Source organism: Burkholderia sp. BDU5 (assembly GCF_001522845.1).
In the GTDB taxonomy this organism is placed as follows: domain Bacteria; phylum Pseudomonadota; class Gammaproteobacteria; order Burkholderiales; family Burkholderiaceae; genus Burkholderia; species Burkholderia mayonis.
This window is the reverse complement of sequence record NZ_LOWC01000159.1, coordinates 91,844-105,017: the sequence shown is the minus strand read 5'-3', so window position 1 is coordinate 105,017 and position 13,174 is coordinate 91,844. Positions and strand designations below refer to the sequence as shown.

The 13,174-nt window shown below is 67.8% G+C and carries 8 protein-coding genes and 1 pseudogene; 6 read left to right on the top strand and 3 right to left on the bottom strand.

From position 1 onward, the window contains the following. The first annotated feature begins 20 nt into the window (after window positions 1–20). Window positions 21–216, top strand: a pseudogene (locus WS69_RS35565) (hypothetical protein). A gap of 221 nt (window positions 217–437) precedes the next feature. Beyond that, window positions 438–878: a CoA-binding protein gene (locus WS69_RS25535; RefSeq protein WP_082716474.1), complete on the top strand. Its 441-nt coding sequence runs from the start codon at window positions 438–440 to the stop codon at window positions 876–878. Between the two features lie 157 nt (window positions 879–1,035). On the opposite strand, the gene WS69_RS25530 is transcribed toward WS69_RS25535, so the two are convergent. Beyond that, window positions 1,036–1,815: a transporter substrate-binding domain-containing protein gene (locus WS69_RS25530; protein WP_059473434.1), complete on the bottom strand. Its 780-nt coding sequence runs from the start codon at window positions 1,813–1,815 to the stop codon at window positions 1,036–1,038. 139 nt (window positions 1,816–1,954) lie between these two features. On the opposite strand from WS69_RS25530, the gene hemE reads away from it, so the two are divergent. Both hemE and WS69_RS25520 read left to right on the top strand, forming a co-directional pair. Then, entirely contained in the window at window positions 1,955–3,049 is a 1,095-nt protein-coding gene (gene hemE / locus WS69_RS25525; protein ID WP_059473575.1) for a uroporphyrinogen decarboxylase, read from the top strand. Between the two features lie 440 nt (window positions 3,050–3,489). Further along, window positions 3,490–5,757 (top strand): primosomal protein N', encoded by a 2,268-nt coding sequence (locus WS69_RS25520; RefSeq protein WP_059473574.1) that lies wholly within the window; start codon window positions 3,490–3,492, stop codon window positions 5,755–5,757. 4 nt (window positions 5,758–5,761) lie between these two features. On the opposite strand, the gene WS69_RS32260 is transcribed toward WS69_RS25520, so the two are convergent. Beyond that, on the bottom strand, window positions 5,762–5,932 hold the full coding sequence (locus tag WS69_RS32260; RefSeq protein ID WP_082716472.1) for a hypothetical protein: 171 nt from the start codon (window positions 5,930–5,932) through the stop codon (window positions 5,762–5,764). A gap of 283 nt (window positions 5,933–6,215) precedes the next feature. Between WS69_RS32260 and putA the strand changes: the two genes are divergently transcribed. Next, window positions 6,216–10,145, top strand: coding sequence for a trifunctional transcriptional regulator/proline dehydrogenase/L-glutamate gamma-semialdehyde dehydrogenase (putA, locus tag WS69_RS25515; RefSeq protein WP_059473433.1), 3,930 nt, complete (start codon window positions 6,216–6,218; stop codon window positions 10,143–10,145). A gap of 84 nt (window positions 10,146–10,229) precedes the next feature. After that, on the top strand, window positions 10,230–11,369 hold the full coding sequence (locus WS69_RS25510) for a branched-chain amino acid ABC transporter substrate-binding protein (RefSeq protein ID WP_059473432.1): 1,140 nt from the start codon (window positions 10,230–10,232) through the stop codon (window positions 11,367–11,369). Window positions 11,370–11,650: 281 nt separating this feature from the next. Here WS69_RS25510 and WS69_RS25505 read toward each other — a convergent pair whose 3' ends face one another. Then, on the bottom strand, window positions 11,651–13,171 hold the full coding sequence (locus WS69_RS25505) for a class I adenylate-forming enzyme family protein (RefSeq protein WP_059473431.1): 1,521 nt from the start codon (window positions 13,169–13,171) through the stop codon (window positions 11,651–11,653). Between the last annotated feature and the right edge of the window lie 3 nt (window positions 13,172–13,174).

The window sequence follows — 13,174 nt, the reverse complement described above, 5'->3', positions numbered from 1 at the left end:
GGACGAAAAAAAGCGGGCTGATGAGCCCGCTAAAAACCACACGCTACGGGGTTAGCGCGAGGAGACCAAAGGTGGAACGCATCGGCGTGGGCCGACGACGACTCCAACAAGGATGCCCCTGGGAAGGGATTCGGTACGAAACCGACGGGCTCGTTTGTTTGTGCTTGTGTTCGCTCACACGCTGCACACGAGACCGCATCCGTGTTGAAACCGTGAGAGGCATTTTGGGCGAATTACCCCACCGTCGCGGTAACAAAGTGTTTCAGGTTGTAACCCCCGTCGGATAAGGCTTTGCGGGATTTTTTGCTGTTTTGAAAGGGGCGAGATGTCATTTTTACCGCATCGAAAAACGGCGCCTTCGAGGTCCGCCAGGCCCCTTTTACGATGTGCTAGGCTGGACCGGTCAAGCTTTCGGGCGCCATCAAACATGCATCGAAATGACAGCGATATCGACTGACACAGTCCTGAGAAAGATTTTGAAACGCGATCGGGTGATCGCGGTAGTTGGCCTTTCGGATAAACCCTATCGACCGAGTCATGAAGTCGCTGGATACATGCAGCGGAACGGCTATCGGATCGTACCCGTCAATCCGCTGCTCGCCGGCACGAAGGTGCTCGGCGAGACCGTTCATGCGTCGCTTGCCGACGCGCGCGCGGCGCTCGCGGCCGAAGGCGCCGAGATCGGCATGGTCGACGTATTCCGCAAGTCGGCGGACGTGCCGCCTGTCGTCGATGCGGCGATCGAGATCGGCGCGCGTTCGGTCTGGCTGCAGCTCGGCGTCGTGCATGACGCCGCCGTTGCGAAGGCGCGCGCGGCGGGCCTCGACGTCGTCGTCGATCGGTGCGTGAAGATCGAGCATCGTCGGCTGATCGATTAGCGACGTCGCGCAGGCGTGGCGTTCGCAGCGCAAGCATCGCCGCGGCGCGCAACCGCGGCGCCGATACATCCGCGCACGGCGGGCGCGCCGGCGCACGACGCCGCGTGCTGCGGCGCAACGTCCGCACGCGCGCATCGCACCGCCATCCGCATCGCGTTCACTTGAGCCACTTATCCGAGATCGCCCGCACCTCGCCCGTTTCACGCGCGAGGTGCAGCCACTGATCGACGTACTGCTGGAACACGACGTCGCCGCGCGGCACCATGTACGCCTTTTCTCCGAACTGGAACGGCTTGTCCGGATGCACCGAGCACAGGCCCGGATTCAGTTTTTGCTGCAACAGCGTCTCCGACGCGTCCGTGACCATCACGTCGGCATTGCCCGCGAGGATCTGCTTGAAGATCGTGACGTTGTCCGGAAAAACGGTGATCCGCGCGTGCGTGAAGTGCTGCTTCGCAAAGCGCTCGTTCGTGCCGCCCGGATTCACGATCACGCGCGTCTGCGGCTGGTCGATCTGCGCGATCGTCTGGTAGCGCTCGACATCCGCGCAGCGCACGATCGGTGTCTTGCCGTCGGTCACGTACGGCTGCGTGAAGAACGCGCGCTTTTGCCGCTCGAGCGTCGTCGAGATGCCGCCCACCGCGACGTCGCATTTCGCGACGAAATCGTTCGTGAGCGTTGGCCACGTGGTCTTCACGAACGCCGTCTTCACGCCGAGCGACTTCGCGAGCGATGCCGCCATGTCGATGTCGATTCCTTCGAATGCGCCGTCTTCGCGGCGATACGTGTACGGCTTGTAGTCGCCCGTCGTGCAGACGCGCAGCGTGCCGCGCGCTAGCACGTCGTCGAGCCGCGATGCCGGCGCGGCGGGCTGCGGCACGGTCTGCGCATGGGCGAAGCCCGCCCAGCAGGCGAGCGCGAGCAACGTCTTCTTCATCGTGTCTCCTCGATACGTGTGGCCGGTCGGAACGCCGGATCATAACGGAGCGGCGGCGAGCGTCATATGGCCGCGAACGCTGAGCGCGGCGCCGCGTCCGGTAGAATGCCCCTTTGCGTTTCGCTTCGTCGCATTCATCGTGGCCCAGACTCTCATCAACGACACCTTCCTGCGTGCGCTCTTGCGCGAGCCGACCGACTACACGCCGATTTGGCTGATGCGCCAGGCGGGCCGCTACCTGCCCGAGTACAACGCGACGCGCGCGCGCGCGGGCAGCTTCCTCGGGCTCGCGAAGCACCCCGACTACGCGACCGAAGTCACGCTGCAGCCGCTCGAGCGCTTCCCGCTCGACGCCGCGATCCTGTTCTCCGACATCCTGACGATCCCCGACGCGATGGGGCTCGGCCTCGATTTCGCAGCGGGCGAAGGGCCGAAGTTCGCGCATCCGGTGCGCACCGAGGCCGACGTTGCGAAGCTCGCGGTGCCGGACATCGGCGCGACGCTCGGCTACGTGACCGACGCGGTGCGCGAGATCCGCCGCGCGCTCACCGACGGCCGGGGCCGCCAGCGCGTGCCGCTGATCGGCTTCTCGGGCAGCCCGTGGACGCTCGCGTGCTACATGGTCGAGGGCGGCGGCTCGGACGATTTCCGCGCGGTGAAGTTGATGGCGTACGCGCGGCCCGATCTGATGCACCGGATTCTAGACGTCAACGCGCAGGCGGTGGCCGCCTATCTGAACGCGCAGATCGAAGCGGGCGCGCAGGCCGTCATGATCTTCGACACGTGGGGCGGCGCGCTCGCCGACGGCGCGTATCAGCGCTTCTCGCTCGACTATATCCGGCGCGTCGTCTCGCAGCTGAAGCGCGAGCACGACGGCGCGCGCGTGCCGTCGATCGCGTTCACGAAGGGCGGCGGGCTCTGGCTCGAGGACATCGCGGCGACGGGCGTCGACGCGGTCGGGCTCGACTGGACGGTCAACCTCGGCCGCGCGCGCGAGCGCGTGGCGGGCCGCGTCGCGCTGCAGGGCAACCTCGATCCGACGATCCTCTTCGCTCCGCCCGAGACGATCCGCGCCGAAGCGCGCGCGGTGCTCGACAGCTACGGCAACCATCCGGGGCACGTGTTCAACCTCGGCCACGGGATCTCGCAGTTCACGCCGCCCGAGCACGTCGCGGAGCTCGTCGACGAAGTGCATCGCCATAGCCGCGCGATCCGCAGCGGATCGGGATCATGATCGCAAGCGGCCCGTTGCTGCGGCGCGATGCGGCGAATTTGCGCAATCGCGACCAAACAGGGCGCAAGCGCCCGTCCAATGGCGTTCTTATGCTTGTCAAGACTTGACTTATGCACATTTTCCACGTTGCAGCGCGGTAGAGGGCTTTATCGGCGAATGGGCTGCGCTATGGCGTCGGAAATTGGATAGCAGCCTTGCGGGATAAGGCTTCGCGGCCGGGCTGTCCGATCCGGAAAAAGCAGTGGATGGCCGTAGGCAGCGCCTTTGCGGGGTCATCGAGGGCGAGTTCTCAACAAAGTTATCCACAGGATCGGCGGTCGCGCCGCGATTCTTAATGAGAATCCAAAACTTAGCGCCGAAAGTGACGTTTTACTTTAACTTCGCGGACGTCGCGGATGTCTGGTATGCCGGGCATTCTGGCGTTCGGCGGCGCCGCACCGATGACTGACGCGTTCGTGCGCGTCGCGCTCGACCATCCGCTGCCGACGCTGTTCGATTACCGCTATCGGGCCGACGTCCCGGCCATGCCGGGGATGCTCGTGCAGGTGCCGTTCGGCCGGCGCAGCGCAGTCGGGCTCGTATGCGAAGTGACCGCTCACACGGACGTGCCCGCCGACCGGCTGAAGGCGGTCGACGCGGTGTGCGCGGAGCTGCCGTCGCTGTCGCGGCACTGGCTCGACCTCGTCGCGTTCGCGGCCGACTACTATCAGCGTGGGCTCGGCGAAGTCGCGCTGCCCGCGCTGCCGCAGGCACTGCGCGACGTGTCGCGCTGGGGACGCCTCCTTGCGCCCGAGTTGCGCTTCCGGCTGCTCGACGCCGGGCGCGCCGCGCTGCCGGACGCGCTGCCCGCGCGCGGGGCGGCGCTGCGCCGGCTCGCGCAGGCGCTCGCCGACGCGCCCGTGCTGTCGCTCGCCGAAGTTCGCGCGCTGCATCCGAAGGCCGTCGCGGTGCTCGACGAGTGGCAGGCGCAAGGCTGGGCCGCGTGCGACGAAATCGCGATCACGGACGCCGACGCACAGCTTGTGGATAACCCGGCGCCCGCCGCCGGCCGGCGCGCGGTGGCGACGCCGCCGCAACTGACCGACCAACAGGCCGAAGCGCTCGACGCGATCACGTCGGCGGACGGCTTCGCGCCGTTCCTGCTCCATGGCGTGACGGGCAGCGGCAAGACTGAGGTCTATCTGCAGACGCTCGCCGCGCTGCTCGAGCGGCGGCCCGACGCGCAGGCGCTCGTCCTCGTGCCCGAGATCAACCTGACGCCGCAGTTCGAGGCGGCTTTTCGTACGCGCTTCGCGGCGATGCTGCCCGCCGACGCGATCGTCACGCTGCATAGCGGTCTCGCCGAAGGCGAGCGCGCGCGCCACTGGATCGCCGCGCACACCGGCCGCGCGCGGATCGTGCTCGGCACGCGGCTCGCGGTGCTCGCGTCGCTGCCGTCGCTCGCGATGATCGTCGTCGACGAGGAACACGAACCGGCTTACAAGCAGCAGGAAGGGTTGCGCTATTCGGCGCGCGATCTCGCCGTCTGGCGCGCGAAGCAGCTCGCGATTCCGGTCGTGCTCGGTTCGGCGACGCCGTCGCTCGAGACCTGGTGGCAGGCGGAGCAGGGCCGCTACAAGCGGCTCACGCTGTCGAAGCGCGCGGTCGCCGACGCCGTGCTGCCGTCGGTGCGGCTCGTCGATCTGGAAGAGGAGCGGCGGCGCGGCCGCGCGTCGATGGGCGGGCTGTCGGGGCCGCTCGTCGCCGCGCTGAAGGCGCGGCTCGAGCGCGGCGAGCAGAGCCTCGTGTTCCTGAACCGGCGCGGCTACGCGCCCGCGCTCGCGTGCGACGCATGCGGCTGGGTCGCCGGCTGTCCGCGCTGCAGCGCGTATGTCGTGATGCACAAGCCCGAGCACGCGGTGCGCTGCCATCACTGCGGATGGGAGGCGCGCATTCCGCGGTCGTGCCCGGAATGCGGGAACGTCGACATCGCGCCGCTCGGCCGCGGCACGCAGCGCGTCGAGGAGACGCTCGCGCAGGCGGTGCCCGGCGCGCGGATCCTGCGCATCGACGCCGACAGCACGCGCCGCAAGGGCAGCGCGCAGGCGCTCTTCTCGGACGTGCACGCGGGTGAAGTCGACATCCTCGTCGGCACGCAGATGATCGCGAAGGGGCACGATTTCCAGCGGGTGTCGCTCGTCGGCGTGCTGAATGCCGATACCGCGCTCTTTTCGCACGATTTCCGCGCGAGCGAGCGGCTGTTTGCGCAACTGATGCAGGTGAGCGGCCGCGCAGGGCGCGCGGGGCTGCCGGGCGAGGTGCTGATCCAGACGCGCTATTCGCGCCACGCGCTGTATCACGCGCTCGCGCGGCAGGATTACGTCGGTTTTGCGAGTTCGACGCTCGGCGAGCGGCGCGACGCGCATCTGCCGCCGTTCGTCTATCAGGCGCTGCTACGCGCCGACGGGCGCACGCTCGATGCGGCGCTCGCGTTCCTGCAGCAGGCGGCCGACGCGTTTTCGACGCTGCCGGGCGCGGACCGCGTGACGGTCTACGACGCCGTGCCGATGACGATCGTCAAGGTCGCGAACGTCCATCGGGCGCAACTGCTGATCGAGAGCGCGTCGCGCGCGGTGCTTCAGCACACGCTGCGCGCGTGGCAGCCGCTGTTGCGCGAGCTGAAGGGCGTGCTGCGCTGGAGCGTCGAAGTCGATCCGCTCGACATCTGACGCATCATTCGTGCGCTTCGCGCAGCGTGGCGAGCGGCGCGTCGCGCTCGCATGCGTCGGCGTCGTGCGCGCGCCCTAGCGCCTGGAAGAACACCGCCGACGCGCGGTGTACGAATACGATCGCGCCCGCGATCCAGGCCGCGAGCACGATGCCGATCACTACCCATCCGTCCATCTCGTTTCTCCTTCGCATCCGCGGGCAGCGGGCGCACGCAAATCAGATATCACGTCAGATCGTTGCGAAAATCGAGCCGGCAAAATTGACAGGATCAGGGAAAATACTGATCGATCAAATTGGTGCGTGCGATTCACATTTTTTGATAACGCATTGATATTAAACGGGATTTGTGAGGTGCAACCAATTGCGCAATCTGGTTGCACCTTTTTATTGGGTGTCTTACGATTTTGCGATCTTTTAAAGTCCTTGGCCGGCATCGGGCTGGCCCCAGAAGAAAATCATGGCAAGCACCACACTGGGCGTCAAAGTCGACGATCTGCTCCGTTCGCGTCTGAAGGACGCGGCGTCGCGGCTCGAGCGCACTCCTCACTGGCTGATCAAGCAGGCGATCTTCGCGTATCTCGAGCGGATCGAGCATGGTCAACTGCCGCCGGAACTGTCCGGCCACACGGGCGTCGCCGATTTGTCCGACGGCCACGCCGACGGCGATGAAGACGGCGTGCCGCACCCGTTCCTAGAATTCGCGCAGAACGTGCAGCCGCAATCCGTGCTGCGCGCGGCGATCACGGCCGCGTACCGGCGTCCGGAGCCGGAATGCGTGCCGTTCCTGATCGGCGAGGCGCGGCTGCCCGCGAGCCTCGCGTCGGACGTCCAGTCGATGGCCGCGAGTCTCGTCGAGGCGCTGCGCGAGAAGAGCTCGGGTGGCGGCGTCGAAGGACTGATCCACGAATTCTCGCTGTCGAGCCAGGAAGGCGTCGCGCTGATGTGCCTCGCCGAAGCGCTGCTGCGCATCCCCGATCGCGCGACCCGCGACGCGCTGATTCGCGACAAGATCAGCAAGGGCGACTGGCGCTCGCACGTGGGCCATGCACCGTCGCTGTTCGTCAACGCGGCGACCTGGGGCCTGATGATCACGGGCAAGCTCGTCACGACGAACAGCGAAGCGGGCCTGTCGTCGGCATTGACGCGCCTGATCGGCAAGGGCGGGGAGCCGCTGATTCGCAAGGGCGTCGACATGGCGATGCGCCTGATGGGCGAGCAGTTCGTGACGGGCGAGACGATTTCCGAAGCGCTCGCGAACAGCCGCAAGTTCGAAGCGCGCGGCTTCCGCTACTCGTACGACATGCTCGGCGAGGCGGCGTCGACCGAAGAGGACGCGCTGCGCTACTACGCGTCGTACGAGCAGGCGATCCACGCGATCGGCAAGGCAGCGGGCGGCCGCGGCATCTACGAGGGCCCGGGCATCTCGATCAAGCTGTCGGCGCTGCACGCGCGCTACTCGCGCTCGCAGCAGGAGCGCACGATGAGCGAGCTGCTGCCGCGCGTGCGCTCGCTCGCGTTGCTCGCGCGCCGCTACGACATCGGCCTGAACATCGACGCCGAGGAAGCGGACCGGCTTGAGCTGTCGCTCGATTTGCTCGAGGCGCTGTGTTTCGATTCGGAATTCGCCGGCTGGAACGGCATCGGCTTCGTCGTGCAGGCGTACCAGAAGCGCTGCCCGTTCGTGATCGACTATCTGATCGACCTCGCTCGCCGCAGCCGCCATCGCGTGATGGTGCGGCTCGTGAAGGGCGCGTACTGGGATTCCGAGATCAAGCGCGCGCAAGTGGACGGCCTCGAAGGCTATCCGGTTTACACGCGCAAGATCTACACCGACGTGTCGTACCTCGCGTGCGCGAAGAAGCTGCTCGCCGCGCCGGACGCTGTCTATCCGCAGTTCGCGACGCACAACGCGTATACGCTCTCCGCGATCTATCACCTCGCGGGCCAGAACTACTACCCCGGCCAGTACGAATTCCAGTGCCTGCACGGAATGGGCGAGCCGCTCTATGAAGAAGTCACCGGCCGCGACAAGCTGAACCGCCCGTGCCGCGTGTACGCGCCCGTCGGCACGCACGAGACGCTGCTCGCGTACCTCGTGCGCCGCCTGCTCGAGAACGGCGCGAACACGTCGTTCGTGAACCGGATCGCCGACAAGTCGGTATCGGTGAAGGCGCTCGTCGCCGACCCGGTCGAGGAAGCCGAGCAGGTCGCGCCGCTTGGCGCGCCGCACGCGAAGATCCCGCTGCCGCGCGAGCTGTACGGCGCGCCGCGCCTCAATTCGATGGGCCTCGATCTGTCGAACGAGCATCGGCTCGCGTCGCTGTCGTCGGCGTTGCTCGCGAGCGCGCATCATCCGTGGCGCGCCGCGCCGATGCTCGCCGACGACGCGCTCGTGAACGCCCCCGCGCGCGACGTGCGCAATCCGGCCGACCTGCGCGACGTCGTCGGCACGGTCAGCGAGGCGACGCCCGAGCAGGTGAGCGCGGCGCTCGCGCACGCCGTCGCGGCCGCGCCGATCTGGCAGGCGACGCCCGTGGACGCGCGCGCCGACTGCCTCGCGCGCGCGGCCGACCTGCTCGAAGCGCAGATGCACACGCTGATGGGCCTGATCGTCCGCGAAGCGGGCAAGTCGCTGCCGAACGCGATCGCCGAAATCCGCGAGGCGGTCGATTTCCTGCGCTACTACTCGGCGCAGATCCGCGACGAGTTCTCGAACGACACGCACCGTCCGCTCGGCCCCGTCGTCTGCATCAGCCCGTGGAACTTCCCGCTCGCGATCTTCATGGGCCAGGTGGCCGCCGCGCTCGCGGCCGGCAACACGGTGCTCGCGAAGCCAGCCGAGCAGACGCCGCTCATCGCCGCGCAGGCGGTGCGCCTGCTGCGCGACGCCGGCGTGCCGGCGGGCGCGGTGCAGCTCCTGCCCGGCAACGGCGAGACGGTCGGCGCGGCGCTCGTCGCCGATCCCCGCACGCGCGCGGTGATGTTCACCGGCTCGACCGAAGTCGCGCGCCTCATCAACAAGACGCTGTCGTCGCGCCTCGATCCGGACGGCAAGCCGATTCCGCTGATCGCCGAAACGGGCGGCCAGAACGCGATGATCGTCGATTCGTCGGCGCTCGCCGAGCAGGTCGTCGCCGACGTGCTGCAATCGTCGTTCGACTCGGCCGGTCAGCGCTGCTCCGCGCTGCGCGTGCTGTGCCTGCAGGACGACGTCGCCGATCGCACGCTGACGATGCTGAAGGGCGCGATGCGCGAGCTCGCGCTCGGCAATCCGGATCGCCTGTCGACGGACGTCGGCCCGGTAATCGACGCCGACGCGAAGCGCACGATCGACACGCACGTCGCCGCGATGACGGACAAGGGCCATGCGGTCACGCAGCTGACGATGCCGGAAGCGTGCGCGCAAGGCACCTTCGTGCCGCCGACGATCGTCGAGATCAACAGCGTCGACGAGCTGAAGCGCGAAGTGTTCGGCCCGGTGCTGCACGTCGTCCGCTATCGCCGAAGCGCGCTCGACAAGCTGCTCGAGCAGATCCGCTCGACGGGCTACGGCCTCACGCTCGGCATCCACACGCGGATCGACGAGACGATCGCGCACGTGATCGGCCGCGCGCACGTCGGCAACATCTACGTGAACCGCAACGTGATCGGCGCGGTGGTCGGCGTGCAGCCGTTCGGCGGCGAAGGGCTGTCGGGCACGGGGCCGAAGGCAGGCGGCGCGCTCTACCTGCAGCGCCTCCTCGCGACGCGCCCGGCCGGTCTGCCGAAGTCGCTCGAGGCGTCGCTCGTCGTCGATGCGCCGCAGGACGGCGAGTCGCGCGATAATCCCTCCGCCGCGTTGACTGCGCTGCGCGACTGGCTGATCGAGCAGCGCGAGCCGGCGCTCGCCGCGCGCTGCGACGGCTATCTGTCGCACGTGCTGGCCGGTGCGACGGCGGTGCTCGCAGGGCCGACGGGCGAACGCAATACGTATACACTCGGCGCGCGCGGCACGGTGCTGTGCATCGCGGCGACGCCAAGCGGCGCGCGCGCGCAGTTCGCCGCCGTGCTCGCGACCGGCAACCGCGCGCTCTTCGCGGGCGCGGCGGGCGAGGCGCTCGCGGCGGCGCTGCCGGCATCGCTGAAGTCGCATGCGAGCGTGCGCAAGCAGGCGGACGCGGCATTCGATGCGGTGCTGTTCGAAGGCGACAGCGACGAGCTGCTCGCGCTCGTGAAGGAAGTCGCGCAGCGTCCGGGGCCGATCGTATCGGTGCAGGGCGTCGCGGCGGGCGCGTTCGAGAACGGCGACGACGAAGACTACGCGCTCGAGCGGCTCCTGACGGAGCGCTCGGTGAGCGTGAATACCGCGGCGGCGGGCGGCAATGCGAATTTGATGACGATTGGCTGAGCAATCCTTGCCCTTCGCCTCAAGAAACGGAAGCGGCAAGGCGAACCCGAAGTCGCTCCATTTACCCTGGTACTAGGAGAAGATATGCAACACACGATGAAAAAGCTGGCAGGCGCGACGTTCGTCGCGGTCATGTCGCTCGCGGGGGCGGCGCACGCGGATGACGTCAAGATCGGCTTCGCAGCGCCGATGACGGGCGCGCAGGCTCACTACGGCAAGGATATGCAGAACGGCATCGTGCTCGCGATCGAGGACTTCAATGCGACGAAGCCCATGATCGGCGGCAAGCCGGTGAAGTTCATGCTCGACACGCAGGACGACCAGGCTGACCCGCGCACCGGCACGACGGTCGCGCAGAAGCTCGTCGACGACGGCATCAAGGGCATGCTCGGCCACTTCAACTCGGGCACGACGATCCCGGCTTCGCGCATCTACGCGAACGCGGGTATCCCGCAGATCGCGATGGCGACCGCGCCGGAATATACGCAGCAAGGCTACAAGACGACCTTCCGGATGATGACGTCCGACACGCAGCAGGGCTCGGTCGCGGGCACGTTCGCGGTGAAGGATCTCGGCATGAAGAAGATCGCGATCGTCGACGATCGCACGGCGTACGGCCAGGGTCTCGCCGATCAGTTCGAGAAGGCGGCGAAGGCGGCGGGCGCGACGATCGTCGACCGTGAATTCACGAACGACAAGGCAGTCGACTTCAAGGCGATCCTGACGAAGCTGAAGGCGTCGAAGCCGGATCTCGTCTACTACGGCGGCGCGGATTCGCAGGCCGCGCCGATGGCCAAGCAGATGAAGTCGCTCGGCGTCGCGGCGCCGCTGATGGGCGGCGAGATGGTGCACACGCCGACTTTCCTGAAGATCGCGGGCGACGCGGCCGAAGGCTCGATCGCTTCGCTCGCCGGCCTGCCGCTCGGCGAAATGCCCGGCGGCAAGACGTACGCGGACAAGTACAAGAAGCGCTTCGGCGAAGACGTGCAGACGTACTCGCCGTACGCGTACGACGGCGCGATGGCGATGTTCAACGCGATGAAGAAGGCGAACTCGACCGATCCGGCGAAGTATCTGCCGTTGCTGTCGAAGACCGACATGGCGGGCGTCACGTCGACGCACATCGCGTACGACACGAAGGGTGACCTGCGCAACGGCGGCATCACGATCTACAAGGTCGAGAAGGGCGAGTGGAAGCCGCTCAAGAGCATCGGCGGCAAGTAAGCGTCGCGCGTGGCGCGGGCGTCGCGTAGCGGCGTCCGTTTCGCGCTTCGATATCGACGGGCCCCGGATCTGCGCAAGCAGGTTCGGGGCTTTGTTTTGTCGACGGATGCCCGGCGGCGCGTCGCACGGGGCGATGCTTGCGATTGAGTTGGCATCGGCATCGGCATCGGCGCGCAGTGCGCGGTGCGCGGTGCGCGGTGTGCCGAGCCAGTGAGTCACGGCGTTCGAGCGTCGTGAGGTTCGGATGCCGAAGGGTCGCCGTCGCCGCCGCCGCCGCCGCATTACGCGCCGCTGGCGCGCAGCAAGTGCTTCTGCAGCTTGCCCGTCGGCGTGCGCGGCAGACGCTCGGCGAACACGTATTCGCGCGGGATCTTGTACGCGGCGAGCCGCTTCGCGCAGAACGCGCGCAGCGCGTCGGCATCGACCGCACCATCCGCGCCGCTCGCCGTGCGCAGCACGACGTGCGCGATCACGGTCTCACCCCATTCCGGATGCGCACGGCCGATCACCGCGGCTTCCGCGACGGCCGGATGCGCGGTCAGCACGTCCTCGACCTCCTTCGAATAGACGTTCTCGCCACCTGTCACGATCATGTCCTTGATCCGGTCGACGACGAACAGATAGCCGTCGTCGTCGACGCGCGCGACGTCGCCGCTCCGATACCAGCCGCCGTCCGCGAACGCCGCGCGCGTCGCGTCGGGATCGTCGAGATAGCCGAGCATCATGCTGTCCGCGCGCAACCGGATTTCGCCGATCTCGCCCGGCCGTGCGTCGTCGCCCGACGCGGTCACGACCCGCACGTCGACGCCAGGCGTGCCCTGCCGGCCGATCGAGCCCGTCTTGACGGTCTGCTCGAATGGATGGAGCACCGTGCCGGCCGGGCCCGTCTCGGTCATCCCGTACACCTGATAGAACGCCTCGCTGCGATACGCGCGCATCAGCCGGCGCGCAATGTCCGCGCCGATCGGCCCGCCGCCGTACAGCCATGCGCGCACGCTGGTGAGATCGAACGACGCGAAGTCGGCGATCGCATCGAGCGGCAGCGTGTACGACACCGGCGCGCCGAAATACAGCGTCACCTGCTCGGCCTCGACCGTCTGCAGAAAGTGCAGCGGATGATAGTCGCGCATCAGCACGACGGTGCCGCCTACATATAGCGTCCCGCCGAACCAGTTGTTGAGCGGCGACGCGTGCCAGATCGGCATCGCCATCAGCGTGCGCTCGCGCTCGGTCATCGACAGCGCGAGCGCGCTCGTCATGGCGGCGAGCGCGACTGTCCGATGGCTGTGCAGGCAGCCCTTCGGGCGTCCCGTCGTGCCCGACGTGTAGAGAATCTCGGCGAGCGCCGCGTCGTCGGGCGTGCCGGACGCGATGCCGCCCGCGTCGGCGGCGAGACGGTCGAACGACGCGGCGCTGCTCGCATCGCCTTCGGTCACGAGGCGATGCGCGTCGTGGTCGACTTTCGCGAGCACGGGCGCGAGCGCGGCGTCGAACAGCACGGCGCGGCTCGCGCTGTGGCCGAGGATGGCGTCGACTTCCGGCGCCTGCAGCTTGTGGTTGATCGGCACGACGACCGCACCGATGCGCCACGCGCCGAGCAGCAGATCGAAGAACGCCGGCGTGTTGAAGCACATCGCGGCGACGCGATCGCCCGGCGCGACGCCGAGCGCGGCGAGCACCTCGGCCGCGCGCCGCGAGCGGCGATCCATCTGTGAATACGTGGTCGTCGCGCCGTCGTAGCGCAGGAACGGCTTGTCGGGCGTCGCGCGCGCGGCGCGGTCGAGAGCGGCAATCAGGTTCATCGC

What these genes read in the sequence shown, in the direction of transcription:
- WS69_RS25535 (WP_082716474.1), top strand. Translation starts at nt 438, where the DNA reads ATGACAGCGATATCGACTGACACAGTCCTGAGAAAGATTTTGAAACGC.
- WS69_RS25530 (WP_059473434.1), bottom strand. Translation starts at nt 1,815, where the DNA reads ATGAAGAAGACGTTGCTCGCGCTCGCCTGCTGGGCGGGCTTCGCCCAT.
- WS69_RS25520 (WP_059473574.1), top strand. Translation starts at nt 3,490, where the DNA reads ATGACTGACGCGTTCGTGCGCGTCGCGCTCGACCATCCGCTGCCGACG.
- WS69_RS32260 (WP_082716472.1), bottom strand. Translation starts at nt 5,932, where the DNA reads ATGGACGGATGGGTAGTGATCGGCATCGTGCTCGCGGCCTGGATCGCG.
- putA (WP_059473433.1), top strand. Translation starts at nt 6,216, where the DNA reads ATGGCAAGCACCACACTGGGCGTCAAAGTCGACGATCTGCTCCGTTCG.
- WS69_RS25510 (WP_059473432.1), top strand. Translation starts at nt 10,230, where the DNA reads ATGCAACACACGATGAAAAAGCTGGCAGGCGCGACGTTCGTCGCGGTC.
- WS69_RS25505 (WP_059473431.1), bottom strand. Translation starts at nt 13,171, where the DNA reads ATGAACCTGATTGCCGCTCTCGACCGCGCCGCGCGCGCGACGCCCGAC.